The 16,407-nt window shown below is 58.7% G+C and carries 13 protein-coding genes; 11 read left to right on the forward strand and 2 right to left on the reverse strand.

Annotated elements, in window-relative coordinates; translation table 11 throughout:
- Positions 1–283 precede the first annotated feature (283 nt).
- Positions 284–1,615 carry a replication-associated recombination protein A gene (locus B058_RS0107825; RefSeq protein ID WP_018507917.1) on the forward strand — a complete coding sequence of 444 codons (1,332 nt, stop codon included), beginning with the start codon at positions 284–286 and terminating at the stop codon, positions 1,613–1,615.
- A gap of 64 nt (positions 1,616–1,679) precedes the next feature.
- Here B058_RS0107825 and B058_RS0107830 read toward each other — a convergent pair whose 3' ends face one another.
- Positions 1,680–2,555 carry a LysR family transcriptional regulator gene (locus B058_RS0107830; RefSeq protein WP_018507918.1) on the reverse strand — a complete coding sequence of 292 codons (876 nt, stop codon included), beginning with the start codon at positions 2,553–2,555 and terminating at the stop codon, positions 1,680–1,682.
- Between the two features lie 89 nt (positions 2,556–2,644).
- Between B058_RS0107830 and B058_RS0107835 the strand changes: the two genes are divergently transcribed.
- The 5 genes from B058_RS0107835 (at position 2,645) to B058_RS0107855 (ending at position 5,791) form a co-directional block, all read left to right on the forward strand.
- Entirely contained in the window at positions 2,645–3,121 is a 477-nt protein-coding gene (locus B058_RS0107835; RefSeq protein ID WP_157265674.1) for a DUF4395 family protein, read from the forward strand.
- Positions 3,122–3,132: 11 nt separating this feature from the next.
- Complete coding sequence (locus B058_RS16625; RefSeq protein ID WP_018507920.1) at positions 3,133–3,963, forward strand: class I SAM-dependent methyltransferase; 831 nt, start codon at positions 3,133–3,135, stop codon at positions 3,961–3,963.
- Between the two features lie 147 nt (positions 3,964–4,110).
- The gene (locus B058_RS0107845) at positions 4,111–4,527 is read left to right on the forward strand and encodes an MbcA/ParS/Xre antitoxin family protein (protein ID WP_026240741.1); all 417 of its coding nucleotides are present in this window, start codon (positions 4,111–4,113) and stop codon (positions 4,525–4,527) included.
- A 12-nt stretch (positions 4,528–4,539) separates the two neighbouring features.
- On the forward strand, positions 4,540–5,220 hold the full coding sequence (locus B058_RS0107850) for an RES family NAD+ phosphorylase (protein WP_018507922.1): 681 nt from the start codon (positions 4,540–4,542) through the stop codon (positions 5,218–5,220).
- A gap of 100 nt (positions 5,221–5,320) precedes the next feature.
- Positions 5,321–5,791: a DsrE family protein gene (locus B058_RS0107855; protein WP_018507923.1), complete on the forward strand. Its 471-nt coding sequence runs from the start codon at positions 5,321–5,323 to the stop codon at positions 5,789–5,791.
- Here the strand turns inward: B058_RS0107855 and B058_RS18150 are convergent.
- Entirely contained in the window at positions 5,779–8,685 is a 2,907-nt protein-coding gene (locus tag B058_RS18150) for a patatin-like phospholipase family protein (RefSeq protein WP_018507924.1), read from the reverse strand. The two genes, B058_RS0107855 and B058_RS18150, sit on opposite strands and share 13 nt — an antisense overlap.
- Positions 8,686–8,864: 179 nt before the next feature.
- Between B058_RS18150 and B058_RS0107865 the strand changes: the two genes are divergently transcribed.
- The 5 genes from B058_RS0107865 to B058_RS0107885 are packed head-to-tail and all read left to right on the forward strand — an operon-like array spanning position 8,865 to position 16,388.
- Positions 8,865–9,275, forward strand: coding sequence for a type I restriction endonuclease (locus B058_RS0107865; protein WP_081616756.1), 411 nt, complete (start codon positions 8,865–8,867; stop codon positions 9,273–9,275).
- Between the two features lie 58 nt (positions 9,276–9,333).
- A complete protein-coding gene (locus tag B058_RS0107870; RefSeq protein WP_018507926.1) occupies positions 9,334–10,890 on the forward strand; it encodes a type I restriction-modification system subunit M in 1,557 nt (518 codons plus the stop codon).
- Positions 10,887–12,047 carry a restriction endonuclease subunit S gene (locus tag B058_RS0107875; protein WP_018507927.1) on the forward strand — a complete coding sequence of 387 codons (1,161 nt, stop codon included), beginning with the start codon at positions 10,887–10,889 and terminating at the stop codon, positions 12,045–12,047. Before B058_RS0107870 ends, B058_RS0107875 begins: the two co-directional genes overlap by 4 nt.
- A 1-nt stretch (position 12,048) precedes the next feature.
- A complete protein-coding gene (locus B058_RS0107880; RefSeq protein ID WP_018507928.1) occupies positions 12,049–13,260 on the forward strand; it encodes an AAA family ATPase in 1,212 nt (403 codons plus the stop codon).
- Entirely contained in the window at positions 13,257–16,388 is a 3,132-nt protein-coding gene (locus tag B058_RS0107885; RefSeq protein WP_018507929.1) for an HsdR family type I site-specific deoxyribonuclease, read from the forward strand. The genes B058_RS0107880 and B058_RS0107885 overlap by 4 nt, the downstream gene beginning before the upstream one ends.
- Positions 16,389–16,407: the final 19 nt, after the last annotated feature.

Here is a 16,407-nt window from a genome sequence, read left to right on the forward strand (position 1 = left end):
CAGATGGAGTTGTTCGACCAATTCGGCCAGCACACCACGCTCAAGCTGACGCACTTCGTGCGCAATCCGTCCATCGCGCCGTCGCGTTTCAAGTTCACGCCGCCGAAGGGCGCGGATGTGATTGGGGAGTAGTCAGCAGTGAGCAGTGAGCAGTGAGCAGTGAGGAGTGGACCGCTTCCCGCTTCCCGCTTCCCGCTTCCCGCTTCCCGCTTCCCGCTTCCCGCTTCCCGCTCACCGCTCACCGCTCACCGCTCACCGCTCACCATGTGATAATTCGGGACAAATGAGCTCCCAGGACCTTTTCCAGACCGACACCCCCGGGCCCGCGCGCGACGACCCGAACGCGCCGCTGGCCGAGCGCCTGCGCCCGCATACCCTGGCCGACGTCGTCGGGCAAACGCACTTATTGGGCCCCGGCAAGCCGCTACGGCTCGCCTTCGATTCCGGCAAGCTGCATTCGATGATCCTGTGGGGGCCGCCGGGGGTGGGCAAGACCACGCTGGCGCGACTGACCGCGCAGGCCTTCGGCGCCGACTTCATTGCGATTTCGGCCGTACTGTCGGGCGTCAAGGACATCCGCGAAGCGGTCGAGCGCGCGCGCATGAACCAGACCATGGCCCGCACGACCATCCTGTTCGTCGACGAAGTCCATCGCTTCAACAAGGCGCAGCAGGACGCCTTCCTGCCGCACGTCGAATCGGGGCTCTTCACCTTCATCGGCGCCACCACCGAGAACCCCTCGTTCGAAGTCGTCGGCGCGCTGTTGTCGCGCGCCCAAGTCTACGTGCTGAAGTCGCTCACGCCCGAGGAGCTCGGCCAGCTGATGCAGCGCGCCCTCAAAGAACTGCCCGACCTGAAGCTGGGCGAGGGCGTCGACAGGCTGCTGGCCGCCTACGCCGACGGCGACGCCCGCAAGCTGTTGAACCTGCTGGAGCAGCTCGACACCGCCGCGCGTAGCTCCCAGGTGAAGGAAGTCGACGCCGCCTTCGTCGAAAACGCCCTGGCGCAGTCGCTGCGCCGCTTCGACAAGGGCGGCGAGAATTTCTACGACCAGATTTCCGCGCTGCACAAAAGCGTGCGCGGCAGCGACCCCGACGCCTCGCTCTACTGGTTTGTGCGCATGCTCGACGGCGGTGCCGACCCGCGCTACCTCGGCCGGCGGCTGATCCGCATGGCGAGCGAGGACATCGGTCTGGCCGATCCGCGCGCGCTGCGCCTGGCGCTCGACGCCGTCGAAACCTACGAGCGGCTGGGCACACCCGAAGGCGAGCTGGCGCTGGCCGAAGCCTGCCTCTACATGGCCTGCGCGCCCAAGAGCAACGCCGTCTACGTCGCCTACAACGCCGCGCGCGCCTTCGTGCAGTCCAACCCTTCCAACGACGTTCCCATCCACCTGCGCAACGCGCCCACCAAGCTGATGAAGGAACTCGGATACGGCCGCGCCTACCGCTACGCCCACGACGAGCCCGAAGCCTACGCTGCCGGCGAACGCTACTTCCCCGACGATATCGAAGAGCAGACCTGGTACCACCCCACCCCGCGCGGGCTCGAAGGCAAGATCGCCGAGAAGCTGGCGCATTTGAGAAAGCTGGACGAGGAAGCGGGGAAGGAATAGGTTGGCTGTTTCGCCGCCGGCATCGCCATGGAAAGGCGCACTGCGAAGCACTCTTCGTGCTCGATCAAGTACCAAGAAGCGCAATCAAAAAATCTGCCGTGACCCGCACCCGCAGAATATGCCTCAGGTCGCGGTGATACGTGATCCAAACCTCATGCCGGGGCAAGGGTGCGTGCTGCAGAATTCGTACAAGGCCGGGATGGGTGTCCGCCAGAACACAGGGTTGAATCGATATCCCGAGCCCGCCCACCGTGGCCCTCAGGCGACTGGTTGTACTGTCGCTTTGCAGGATGCGATGGCCTGGCGTCGCATGATCGAGCAGCCAAATATTCTCCGGCAGACCCGCCAGTTCATCCCCATAACTGATGATGCGATGACTCAACAGGTCCGATTCGTTTTCGGGCCGATCATGTGTCTGCAGATATTCCCGACTGGCATAAAGCCCCATCTCCATGCGCGTCAACTGACGCGCGACCAGGTCAGCGTCTTTAGGGCGAAACAGACGCACGGCGATATCGGCTTCCCCGCGCGTGAGGTCAGCGGTGCGTGACGATACATTGAGGATCAGCCGAAGGTTCGGATACTGGCGATAGAACGTGTCCAGATGGGGGATGAGCACCTCGTTGCACAAGCCCTCGGGCAAGGCCAAGCGGACACTCCCGCGCAATTGCTGGAAATCGCCCTCGACCATGCGTTGGATGCTTTGCACCCCGCTTTGCATCAGTTGCGCCTGCTCCAACACCCACGCACATTCGTGCGTCAGCGTGAGTCCCTTTTTGTGACGCTGAAAAAGTCTGAGCCCGAGCGCTGCTTCCAGGGCGTCGATGTGCCTGCCGACCGTGGGCTGGTTGGAGTGCAGGCGTTTTGCTGCCGCCGACAGGCTTCCCGACTCGGCGGCGGCCAGGAAGTAACGCAAGTCGTCCCAGTTCAAGTTATTCATATATGAATTAATGTGGTTCATGGATCGTTGTAGATGGTTATTCTATGAATAATCTAGCATGCGGCTTCGATATAAAAAAGGAGCGCATCGTGGCTACGCAGGTCGATCATGCAGAAATAAAGCTGGGCCAGATTCTTACGATGCTGCTGTCTGCGGCAGCGGTCGTACTGGAGGAATCTGCCTACCTTGTCGTCTTGGGAGGCGTGTTTCTGGTGACCGCCGTGTATCGCCCGCTCAGTCCGTTCGTTCTCGTCTACCGGCATGTCGTCCAACCCCTGGGGTTGATCCGGTCAGACTATCGCCTGGACAACATTCAATCGCACGCCTTCGGTCAGTTCATCGGTGCAATTACAGTAATGCTCGCCCTGGCACTGCTTTACATGGGGTATCGCCCAGCGGGATGGGGTATCGTCTGGGTTCTGTTTGGCCTGACGCTCGTTTCCTATCTGGGCTGGTGTGTCGGCTGCTTTCTGTATTACCAGTTGTATCGCCTTGGACTCCGGGGTTTCTTCAGCCACGCGCCGACGGATGGCGCCGCGCGGCGAGGGCAGCGGCCGGGGAAATAACAGGGGAGGTCATGGACGCACAACAGCACAAGCAACAGATTCAGACGGCATTTGATACCGTGGCGGAGGGCTACGATCATCCTTCGCTGCCGTTCTTCCCGCAAACGGCGCAGCGAATGTGGCAGCATCTGTCGCCGCCACCGAACGCCCGCTGCCTGGATGTCGCGACTGGGACCGGCATGATGGCGCTCGAGGCGGCAAGGCAGCTGCCGGCCGGCTCGGTCGTTGGGGTCGACCTGTCCGACGGTATGCTGCGCCAGGCGCGGGCCAAGGCGCAGGCTCAACACCTGCACAATGCCACCTTTCGCCAGATGGATGTGGATGACCTGGATTTCTCCCAGGATCATTTCGATATCGCCACCTGTAGTTTCGGCCTGTTTTTCATGGACGACATGGAAGGTGCAATGCGCCGTATCGCGCGCACCGTGAAGCCCGGCGGGAAAATTGCCATCAGCAGCTTCACGGAAACCGCCTTCTCCCCCTTTACCCAGGCCTTCCTGTCCCTTTATGAGGATTTCGGGAAAGAGGCCCCACCCTTGTCCTGGCAACGTCTGGCGCAAGTCGGGGTGATCGAAAACATCTACCGCGCTGCAGGCCTGACCGATCTCGTTTTTTATCATGAACCGCTGGGTTATGCGCTTCAATCCGAACAACAATGGTGGGATGTGGTCTGGAACGCCGGGTTCAGAGGGCTGCTTAACCAGTTGAGCGATAGCGAGCGGGAGAGGTTCAAGGCGCAGCATCTGAAAACGGTGCGCGCGCTGTGCCGGGAAGGAAAAAACTGGCTGGATACCGGCGTGATCATCGCTATCGGGAAAAAGCAGCACTTGAAAGTTGAGTAGCGCGTTCACCTTCTCTGGAGACCCGGTTTTGCTTCCAGCTCTGAGTGCCGTCGTTGCAGTTCAGCTTAATTTCGGATCCGCCATTTCTAAAAGTCCATAAATGGACTATATTTCATCGTCAGTATGAAATGCTACGAGGTGGCCGACATGCAAAACACCGTCCGGGCAGCCGAGGCCCGCACCCAACCGAGCCACCGCGCGATGTCGGTCGCCGGCCTGCGCGCCTTCTTCAACATCGCGCGCGACTGGGGACTGAGCATCGACGAGCAGATGGTGCTGCTGGGCGCGCCCGGACGTTCGACCTTCTTCAAATGGAAATCCGCCCCCGAGGCGGCCGACCTCAAGCGCGACACCCTCGAGCGCCTGTCCTACCTGCTGGGCATCTACAAGGCGCTGCAGATCCTGCTGCCGGCCGCGACGGCGGCCGACGCCTGGGTGAAGAAGCCCAACAGCGCGCCGCTCTTCGGCGGCAGGAGCGCGCTCGACCGCATGCTGGGCGGCAACGTCGCCGACCTGATCGCGGTGCGCCAGTATCTGGATGCCCTCCGTGGTGGTTGGGCCTAGGCGCGGCTGGGCTTGAGCTACCCGACCGCGCGCCTGAAGTGGACCCCGGCCTGGCGGGTGATCCCCAGCCGCTTTCCGTCCGTCGGCCTGTTCGAGCGCGTGGCCAGTCCCGAGGATTTCGACGTCCTCTACGCGCTGGAAGCCATGACCAACGACCGCATCCGCGACGAAGTCGGCGAGATCAGCCTGGTGCCTGCGGAAGAGCGGCTGTTCGGCCCCGGCAGCACCTGCATCATGGCGGCCTTCACCCATCTCAACCCGCAGGGCAGCCGTTTCAGCGACGGCCGCTACGGCGTGTTCTATTGCGCCCGCACGCGCGACACCGCCATCGCCGAAACCCGCCATCATTCGGCCCGCTTCATGGCGGCCACCCAGGAACCGTCCATGCGGCTGCAGATGCGGCTCTACAGCGTGGACGCCCAGGGCCGGGCGGTCGACCTGCGCAAGGCCAGCCGGGCCGATCCCGGCATCGTCGATCCCGACGACTACGGCCATGCCCAGGGCATCGGGCGGCAGCTGCGGGCCGAGGGGGCGCACGGCATCCTGTATCCCTCGGTACGCCACCCCGGCGGCGAATGCCTGGCGGCCTTGCGCACGGACATCGTCAAAAACTGCCTGCATGCCGCCTATCTGGAATACAACTGGAACGGCCGGAGCATCGATGCCGTGTTCGAAGTCGCCCAGCTGCTATGACGGCGGCGCGCGGCCGGTATTGCATTCCATGTAAGGAATCGGCCGCATCCCCGACAAGCATGCAGGCACACACGCATCCTCATTCCACCTGGAGACCCTCATGCTCAAACGCATCCTCGTCATCGCCGCACTCGCCCTCAGTCAACCCGTCCTGGCCGACAGCCACGCGCCCTGGGGCAGCGCCAAGGTGCTGGACATCCAGTATGCGAAACAGAAAGTCGTCTACGACGCAGCCGTCAACTTAGTTGAGGCGCTGACCAGCGTACTGGATCGCGCCAGCTACCTGAGTGCGATCAACGGTGCCGATCCGTTCGACAACAAGATCGTCATCGTCCTGCATGGCAATGAGATCCCCTTCTTCGCCATCAGGAACTACGCCAAGTACAAAGACCTGATGGACCGCGCGCAAAGCCTGACCGTGGGCGGCATCATCGAATTCAGGATGTGCAGGATCGCCGCCAAGGGCCATGGCTTCGAACCCGAGGACATCCACGGCTTCGTCTCCATGGTGCCGATGGGCGACGCCGAGATCGTCCGGCTGCAGCAGGAAGGCTATGCCTACATGCGCTGACGCGCCTGCAGGTCCGGATGGTCGGGCAGCCGCTCGGGCAGCGCGTCGCGAATCTGTTCCGGCGTCATGTCGTGGGCCGAGGTGTTCACCAGGGGCGAGAACAGCGGCGCGAACACCTTGAGCCCGACGTGCCGTCCCAGCTTGCGGTAGCTCTCGAACTGGTTCTCGTCGAAGAACTGGTCGCTCGTCGACTCGTGGGGAAAGCTGCGGTGGCAGTCGGCATATTCGCGCACGTCGCTTGATTCGTCGCCGCTCTGCGACGCCTTGATGTAGATCAGGATGCCCGGCTGCGCCCCGTTCGGATAGCGGATGCAGCCGACCGCGAAATGCGCCTGGCAGTGCTTGCGCTTGCCCTTGGGCGGCCGCAGCGCCGCCAGGTCGATTTCGATTCCCACGCCGAAATCCGCCGAGCACTTGCGGATGGCGTTGGCCAGGTCCTCGAACTGGTAGTCCGGATCGCAGCCGGCATCCACCGCCACCACGACATGGCAGCGCCGCCGCACCAGTTCGTAGATGCCCAGGTTTTCGAAATGGCCGCCGTCCGACACGTTGAGGAAGCTGGCGCAGCTGTCCAGCATGCCGAACACTTCCTTGAGCAGGGCCACGCCGCCGAAGCGCGGGCTGGCCTTGCGCCACGCCTTGGGGTGGCGCGGATTGCCGCACCAGCGCCCCAGGCGGACGTTGAACACGCTCAACAGCGCCGACAGCGCGGCCGAGGTGTGGTAGCCCATGTTGGGATTGGCCGCCGCGCCCGAGGTGGCGACCACGTTGCCCAGCAGGATGCCGCCGGGCGGATTGAAAAAGGAAAACTGGTTGGCCGCGTATTCCTCGGTGAGGCGATAGGCGCCGATGCGGTCGCCTTCCGAATCCCAGAACTCGAACCCGGTGTGGAAGGGCGTGAAGGCGAAGGCGGCGGCCCGGCGCGTCTGCCAGGCCAGGTCCTCGCCGCCGTTCAGGTTCATCGCCGCGTTGACGATGGGAAAGGGCCGCTGGTTGCCCAGCACAGACAGCGGCAGGTCGTCGCCGGGATCGAAGCCGGTGAACGGATGGGGCTTGCGCACGATCCTGATCGGCAGCGTTTGGCCCACGCGCGTGGCGCCCAGGTAGCAGCGCGTCAGGCGGTTGCGGTAGAAGCCGTTGAGCGAGAACAGGTTGATGTCGATCCGCCAACCCAGCAGGCCGAACACTGCCGCGCAGACGCCGCCCACCCACAGCACATTGCCCATGTCCACCCGGCCGAGATTGAGCAGCGACGCATGCAGGATGGGGCCGAACGGTCCCGCCGCCGCGATCGGTACGCAGGCGTCGCACAGCCGCTCGGGACTGGCCAGCACCGTATTCAACACACTGGCCAGCCCGATCGCCAGGCCGACAATGAACACATAGGGCGCCACCACCACCACACGATTCAACAGGGGTGTGCCCTTGCCCGACTTGCGCCGGTCCCCGGTGAGCGAACTCTTGCCCAGCAGCACCCCGCCGATGCTGGTGGCCGCCCAGGCCAGGCCGCCCGCCAGCGCCAGCCCCGCCAGCCATTTCACCAGCGGCGCGGCATACAGCGTGACCGCGAACAGGCCCAGCCAGGCCAGCGCCGCCAGCAGGATGAAGCCGCCCAGGCGCGCCCACCATTCGCGGTTCTGGTCCGTGTACAGCCGCTTCATCATCCCGATGTGCAGCGTCACCACCGTCGAAAAACTCAGCAGCACCAGCGGCGTGCCGAACGTGGTCGCGTAGGCCACGCCGCCTACTTCGGGCAGATCCGCGGCCCCCCTGCGCAGGCAGTAGAACAACACCCCGCCCAGCGCGCCCGCCAGCAGCGTCCAGGGCAGCTGCCAGGCGAAACGGGCCAGCCCCGCGCCCCATTCGACCAGTTCAGCCAGCGTCTCGCGCAGGCGCGCGGGATCGTTGCGCGCCGCCCACAGCGCCATCAGCTTGCCCAGCGCAGTCAGCGCAATATTGCTGCCGCCGCTCTTGATCCAGAACACCACCAGCCAGGGCGCCAGATACCCCAGCATCGTCCATGTCACCCAGTCCTGCAGCGAATAGTCGGCGGCCGGGGCATGCGCCTGCAGCGCCAGCGCGAACAGCCACGCCGAGACCAGCGACGGCACCACGATCAGGCCGATGATGAAGCCCGGCCCGGTCGAATTGAACCGGTCGCCCTTGTTGAAGCGCATCAGGCTCATCGCGCAGGCGCCGATTGCAATCAGCAGCGGCCCGATCGCCATCCCGAACAGCACAGGCAGCCCGGTGTCGGCCAGCGGCGTGGCCAGCGCGAACCCCAGCGGATCGGCCAGCCAGCGGCTCCAGTTCAGCAACACATACGGCAACGTCAACAGCGCGCCGAAGAAGGCCACGAGGATCAGCTGGTTCAGCAGCAGGTTGCGCAGATAGGTCGAGATCGCCGCCAGCGAATCGCCCGAAAACAGCCCCAGCCTGGGCGTGAGGTAATTGCTGTAGCGACGCAGAAAGCGCAGCGACGGATGCTCGGGCGGGCAATCCGACGCGATCGTACCCGCCGCGCACCAGGGCCGCGATTCGCCGGACAGTTCGAGCTCCACCGCCGCCAGCGCATCCGCCACCGACTGCCCCGGCTTGCGGCTGCGAAAAATCAGCGTCGACAGCCAGGCCCCGATATAGCCGCCGCCCGACACCGTCGACAGATAGTCGAACGCGCGCAGCAGCCGCAGCCGCGCCAGCGCCTGGATCACTCCCAGGCAAAACGTCGCGCTGCGAATTCCCCCACCGGAAAAAGCCAGCCCCACCAGTTGCGCTCGATCCGCGCACGCCTCGGCGCTTTGCTGCGGATCGTTCGCCTGCGGCCGCAACTGCGCGATCTCGTCGCGCAACACCCTGGAAAACGCGTCGCTGGGCGTATCCGTATTCGTATCCATGCTTCCCCCTTGTGCAGATAGCCGGCTCCGCTCCCGGTGTTCTTTTATTGATTTTTCGGTATTAGAGCAGGTTGGCGAGGTCCGTGGAAACCGGGGCGAAGGAGGCACGTGTCAAAGCAAGGTTCGACTACCTGGCGGGATATGCGAAGATTCGGCTGACAACAAAAACAGGGGGTGTCTTGGCGCCACAGCCGGAACAAGAAGCGAGGGGGAATATCGATGTGCTGCTGGAGGCGGCAGGCTGGCACGTCTGCGACGCATCCGCCGCCAACATCCACGCCGCGCGCGGCGTCGCCATTCGCGAATTCCCGCTGCCCGGTCACGGCTTTGCCGACTATCTGCTGTATGTGGACGGCAAGGCTGCCGGGGTGATCGAGGCCAAGAAGGAGGGTGTGACCCTCACCGGCGTCGAAACCCAGTCCGACAAATACATCCAGGGCCTGCCCGCTGGCCTGCCATGCTGGCGTAAGCCGCTGCCGTTTTCCTACCAGTCCACCGGCGTCGAAAACCGTTTCACCAACGGTCTCGACCCCACGCCGCGCTCGCGCCCGGTGTTCGCCTTCCACAAGCCCAAGTTGCGGGCTGAATAATGCCAAGCTGCTTTTGAGCTGATAGCTATTCAAAACGTAGTTAAACAGGAATTTAATAATGACAAGCATCCAACAACGCGCCGCACTGCAAAGCCAGATCTGGAAAATCGCCAACGATGTCCGAGGCGCAGTCGACGGCTGGGATTTCAAGCAATACGTGCTCGGCACCCTGTTTTATCGCTTCATCAGCGAGAACTTTGCCAGCTACATCGAAGGCGGAGACGACAGCATCCAGTATGCCGAGCTGCCCGACAGCGTCATCACCCCGGAAATCAAAGACGACGCCATCAAGACCAAGGGTTATTTCATCTACCCCACCCAGCTTTTTGCCAAGGTCGCTGCCAGCGCCAACACCAACGAGAGCCTGAACACCGAACTGGCCACCATCTTTGCCGCCATTGAAGCGTCCGCCAACGGCTACCCATCGGAGCAGGACATCAAAGGTCTGTTTGCCGACTTCGACACCACCAGCAACCGCCTCGGCAATACCGTCAAAGACAAAAACGCCCGCCTGGCCGCCGTGCTCAAAGGCGTGGCCGAGCTGGATTTCGGGCATTTTGACGCCAGCCACATCGACCTGTTTGGCGACGCCTACGAGTTCCTGATCTCCAACTACGCCGCCAACGCCGGCAAATCGGGTGGCGAGTTCTTCACGCCGCAACATGTGTCAAAGCTGATTGCCCAGCTCGCCATGCACAAGCAATCCAGCGTCAATAAGATTTACGACCCGGCCTGCGGCTCCGGCTCGCTGCTGCTGCAAGCCAAAAAGCACTTTGACGCCCACATCATCGAAGACGGTTTTTTCGGCCAGGAGATCAACCACACCACCTACAACCTGGCACGGATGAACATGTTCTTGCACAACATCAACTACGACAAGTTCAACATCCAGCTGGGCAATACCCTGATCGCCCCGCACTTTGGCGACGATAAACCCTTCGACGCCATCGTCACCAACCCGCCGTATTCGGTGAAATGGATCGGCAGCGACGACCCCACCCTGATCAATGACGAACGCTTTGCCCCGGCAGGCGTGCTTGCGCCCAAGTCCAAAGCCGACTTTGCCTTTGTGCTGCACGCGCTCAGCTACCTTTCAAGCCGTGGCCGCGCAGCCATCGTCTGCTTCCCCGGCATCTTCTACCGGGGCGGGGCTGAGCAGAAAATCCGTCAGTATCTGGTGGATCACAACTACGTCGAAACCGTCATCTCGCTCGCGCCCAACCTGTTCTTCGGCACCACCATCGCCGTGAACATCCTGGTGTTGTCCAAACACAAAACCGACACCACCACCCAGTTCATTGATGCCAGCAGACTGTTCAAGAAGGAAACCAACAACAACGTGCTGCTGGACGCGCACATCAAAGAGATCATGGAGGTGTTCGACAGCAAGGCGAATGTGGATCACTTTGCCCAATCGGTGAGCTTTGAAGCCATCGCCGCTAACGATTACAACCTGTCGGTCAGCAGCTATGTGGAAGCTGAGGACACTCGCGAAGTGGTGGATATTGCCGAACTCAATGCCGAGCTGAAAACGACCGTCGCCAGGATCGGTAAGCTACGGGCGGAGATCGATGTCATCGTGGCCGAGATCGAAGGTGAGGAATTGGAGGCATGAGTAGCATGAACTTTATGTACAAGCTGCTAGGTGGGGTTGCGGTGGAGTGGAAGGCGCTGGGGGATGTTATTAAATTAGAAAAAGGCAGGCAGTTAAATAAAGAATTGCTATCCGAGAATGGACTTTATCCCGCATATAACGGGGGCATTTCTCATTCCGGTTTTACCGACACTTACAACTACACTGAAAACACAACCATAGTGAGCCAGGGTGGGGCATCTGCGGGCTTTGTCAATTTCGTTACTTCAAAGTTTTACGCTAATGCTCACTGTTATGTCGTGCTTCCGAAAACTGAAGTAGTTAAAAATAGGTATGTTTATCACCTATTGAAGCTTAATCAGGAAAAACTAACTAATAAACAGCACGGCGCAGGTATACCTGCATTGCGACCTAGTGAAATTTTAGATATCCACATCGCCATCCCTTGTCCGCACAACCCTGAAAAATCGCTTGAAATCCAGACCGAAATTGTCCGTATTCTGGACGCCTTTACCGAGCTGACCGCCGAGCTGACCGCCGAGCTGACCGCCGAGCTGACCGCCCGAAAAAAACAATACAACTACTACCGCGACCAGTTGTTGAATTTTGAACAAAGGGAAGCGGAGTGGAAGACGTTGGGGGATTTGGCCGAAAATCTTGACTCGATGCGAAAGCCAATCACAAGTAGCTTAAGAGAGCCGGGCGATATTCCGTACTATGGCGCATCCGGGATTGTCGATTACGTTAAAGACTACATTTTCGACGAGGACTTATTGCTTGTCTCTGAAGATGGTGCCAATTTGTTGGCGCGTAACACGCCAATAGCTTTTAGTGTCAGCGGAAAAAGCTGGGTGAATAACCATGCCCACGTTCTTAAATTCGAGACATACGCTGAGCGTAGATTCGTTGAATACTATTTGAACAGTATTGATTTGACGCCTTACATCTCCGGCGCGGCTCAACCAAAATTGAATAAGAAGAGTTTGGAGAGCATCAGCATCCCTAACCCTTCCCCCAAAGAAAAAGAGCGCATCGTTTCCATCCTCGATAAATTCGACGCTTTGACTAACTCCATCACCGAAGGCTTACCCCGCGAAATTGCATTGCGGCAAAAGCAATACGCGTATTACCGCGATTTGCTGTTGAGCTTCCCCAGGCCGGAAGAGGTGGAGGCATAACATGGGCAAGACGCTGACCGAAATCGCCCAGCAACTTAAGAATGCCGACAAGAAGGTGCAGCTGATCTATGGCTTCAACGGCATGGGTAAGACGCGCCTGTCGCGCGAGTTCAAGCAGATGGTTGCGCCCAAATCCAATGACGGTGAAGGCGATGGCGAGGCCGATCAGCCCGAGTTGTCGCGCAACAAGATCCTGTATTACAACGCCTTCACCGAAGACTTGTTTTATTGGGATAACGATCTGGAAGAAGACGCTGAGCCCAAGCTGAGGATTCAGCCCAACACCTTCACGGATTGGGTGCTGAAGGATCAAGGTCAGGACATGAACGTCATCACGACCTTTCAGCGTTATACCAACGACAAGCTAACGCCGCACTTTAATGCAGAGCGTAAAGACGATAAAACCGGAGAGGTCATTGCAAAGGTCTTCTCGGAAGTTACTTTCACGATGGAGCGCGGCGATGCGACGCATTCTGGAAATCTGAAAATCTCCAAGGGCGAAGAAAGTAATTTCATCTGGAGTATTTTCTACGCGCTGCTTGAACAAGTGATCGGCGTTCTCAACATTGCCGAGCCTAGTGATCGAGAAACCGACCAATTCAACCAGCTTGAATATGTGTTCATTGATGATCCGGTCAGCTCTCTGGATGATAACCATTTGATTCAGTTGGCCGTGGACTTGGCGCAGCTGGTCAAATTAAACGATTCCAATGTCAAGTTCATTATCTCGACGCACAACCCACTTTTCTTCAATGTGCTTTGCAACGAGTTTGGTAGCGATGAAAAAACTGAGCGCTACAGCTGGAAATCAAAATGGTTCAGCAAGTCACGATTGGAGAAAAATGGTGATGGCAGTCTTCATCTAGCAGAGCAGCCAAACGATTCTCCTTTTGCATATCACCTGCACCTGATATCGCAGCTTGAGGAAGCCATAAAAAGTGGGCAGATCGAAAAATATCACTTCAACCTGCTCCGGAATATTCTCGAAAAGACGGCAACATTTCTTGGGTATAAAAGATGGGAACACCTTCTGCCGGAAACAGACGATGGCTTGCCTAATCCGTATGCAAAGCGAATTGTGAACTTCTCAAGTCATTCGAAGCACGCTGCCGAAGAAGTGTCACCACTGAAGCCAGAAGAGAAGCAGGTTCTGGAAAAATTGGTCAAGCACGTTGTCGAGCGCCATCGATTTTGGCAGGAAAAAATTACATGATCGAATACAACCCCATCGCCGAATCGAAAAACTTCATCGTTCTGGATAAATACACCCAAGAGTGGAAGGTCGCAGAAAGCTACCAGAGCGAAGGCGATCTGGAGCGCGAATTCATCCAGGATTTGAAAAATCAGGGTTTTGAATTTTTGCCCGGCCTGAACACACCTGAGGCCTTGCTGACCAATGTGCGCGTGCAGCTGCAAACGCTCAACAATGTGCAGTTTACGGAGGGTGAGTGGCTGCGCTTTGTGGAAACCTGGCTGGACAAGCCCAGTGATGGCATCGTCGAGAAAACCCGCAAGATTCACGACGACTATATCCACGACTTTGTCTTCGACGATGGCCGCATCCAGAACATCTACCTGCTGGACAAAAAAAACATCGCTCGCAACAAGCTGCAGGTGATCAAACAGTTTGAGCAGACGGGCAGCCACGCCAACCGCTATGACGTGACGATTCTGGTCAATGGTTTGCCGCTGGTACAGGTAGAGCTGAAGAAGCGCGGCGTGGCGATCCGTGAAGCCTTCAACCAAGTGCACCGCTACAGCAAGGAAAGCTTCAACAGCGAGCACTCCTTGTTCAAGTATTTGCAGCTGTTCGTGATCTCCAACGGCACCGACAGCCGTTACTTTGCCAACACCACGCAGCGCAACAAAAACAGCTTCGACTTCACCATGAATTGGGCGAATGCGGACAACAGTCTGATCAAAGACCTGAAGGACTTTACGGCCACCTTCTTCCAGAAGCACACCATGCTCAATGTGCTGCTGCATTATTCGGTGTTTGATGTCAGCAACACGCTGCTGGTGATGCGCCCTTACCAGATTGCGGCCACTGAGCGCATTCTGTGGAAGATCAACAGCGCCTGGCAGGCCAAAAACTGGAGCAATACGGAAAGCGGTGGCTTCATCTGGCACACCACCGGCTCGGGCAAGACGCTGACCAGTTTTAAGGCGGCGCGCTTGGCCACCGAGCTGGATTTCATCGACAAGGTGTTTTTCGTGGTGGACCGCAAGGATCTGGACTACCAGACCATGAAGGAATACCAGCGCTTTTCACCGGACAGCGTGAATGGGTCTGACAGCACTGCAGGCCTCAAGCGCAACCTGGACAAGGACGACAACAAGATCATCGTCACCACCATCCAGAAGCTCAACAACCTGATGAAGAGCGAAGGTGAGCTGCCTATCTACGGCAAGCAGGTGGTCTTCATTTTTGATGAATGCCACCGCAGTCACTTTGGCGAGGCTCAGAAGAACCTGAAGAAGAAGTTCAAGAAGTTCTATCAGTTTGGCTTTACCGGCACGCCGATCTTCCCTCAAAACGCCCTGGGCGCCGAAACCACCGCCAGCGTGTTTGGCCGCGAATTGCATTCGTATGTGATCACCGATGCGATTCGCGATGAGAAGGTGCTGAAGTTCAAGGTCGACTACAACGATGTACGACCGCAGTTCAAGGCCATTGAAACTGAGCAGGATGAGAAGAAGCTCAGCGCGGCGGAAAACAGGCAGGCCTTATTGCACCCCGACCGCATCCGCGAGATCACCCAGTACATCCTAAACAACTTCCGGCAGAAAACCCACCGCCTGCAAGCAGGCAATAAAGGTTTCAACGCTATGTTCGCGGTAAGCAGCGTGGACGCTGCCAAGCTGTACTACGAGTCCTTCAGGGAACGACAGAAGGGCAGCGACAAGCCGCTGAGGGTGGCCACCATTTTCTCGTTTGCGGCTAACGAGGAGCAGGATGCGGTCGGCGACATTCAGGACGAAAGCTTTGATGTTTCTGCCATGAACAGCAGCGCCAAAGAGTTCTTGAGCGCGGCCATTGCAGACTACAACGCGCTGTTCAAGACCAACTTCAGTGTGGATAGCAATGGCTTTCAAAATTACTACCGCGATCTGGCCAAGCGCGTAAAGGGTGCGGACGATAGCGGCAAGAGACTTCCTGCCAATGAACAAGTTGATCTGCTGATCGTGGTGGGCATGTTCCTTACCGGCTTTGATGCCCCCACGTTGAACACCTTGTTTGTGGACAAGAATCTGCGCTACCACGGCCTGTTGCAGGCCTATTCGCGCACCAACCGCATTTTTGACGCCACCAAAACCTTCGGCAATATCGTCACTTTCCGCGATCTGGAGCAGGCGACCATCGATGCCATCACCCTGTTCGGCGACAAGAACACCAAGAACGTGGTGCTGGAGAAGAGCTACAAGGAATACATGGAGGGCTTCACCGATGTGACCACCGGTGAGGCGCGGCGTGGCTTTGTAGACGTGGTGAAGGAGCTGGAAGCGCGCTTTCCCGACCCCGCCGCCGTTGAAAAGGAATCTGACAAAAAGGCTTTTGCCAAGCTGTTTGGCGAGTATTTGCGCGTGGAGAACGTGCTGCAGAACTATGACGAGTTCGCCAGCCTGAAGGCCTTGCAAGATCTCGATATGGACGACGCGGCGGCTGTAGAGGCGTTCAAGGCCAAGCACTATTTAAGCGATGAAGATCTGGCGGCGCTACAAGCGATCAAAATACCGGCTGAACGGAAAATTCAGGATTACCGTTCAACCTACAATGACGTGCGCGACTGGCTGCGCCGGGGAAAAGCTTCCGCCGAGAAGGAAAAATCCACCATCGACTGGGATGACGTTGTCTTTGAGGTGGATCTGCTCAAATCGCAGGAAATCAACCTGGATTACATTCTGGAGCTGATTTTCGAGCACAACAAGAAAACCAGAAGCAAATCAGAACTGGTGGATGAAGTACGCCGGGTGATTCGCGCTAGCCTGGGCAACCGGGCCAAAGAGAGCTTGTTGGTGGACTTCATCAATCAGACCGATCTGGATCAGATTGGCGACAAGGCCAGTGTGATTGACGCCTTCTTCACCTTTGCCCAGGCGGAACAACAGCGTGAGGCGCAAGAGCTGATCAGCTCCGAGAACCTGAATGCGGATGCGGCCCGGCGCTATATCGCCACCTCGCTAAAACGGGAATTTGCCAGTGACAATGGCACTGAGCTCAATGCAGTTCTGCCCAAGATGAGCCCGCTAAACCCACAATATCTGACAATAAAGCAAAGCGTGTTTCAGAAAATCTCTGCTTTCGTTGAGAAGTTTAAAGGCGTGGGGGGGCGGGTTTAATTGGACCGTTCCAGCTGCT

Source organism: Thiobacillus thioparus DSM 505 (assembly GCF_000373385.1).
Lineage (GTDB): Bacteria > Pseudomonadota > Gammaproteobacteria > Burkholderiales > Thiobacillaceae > Thiobacillus > Thiobacillus thioparus.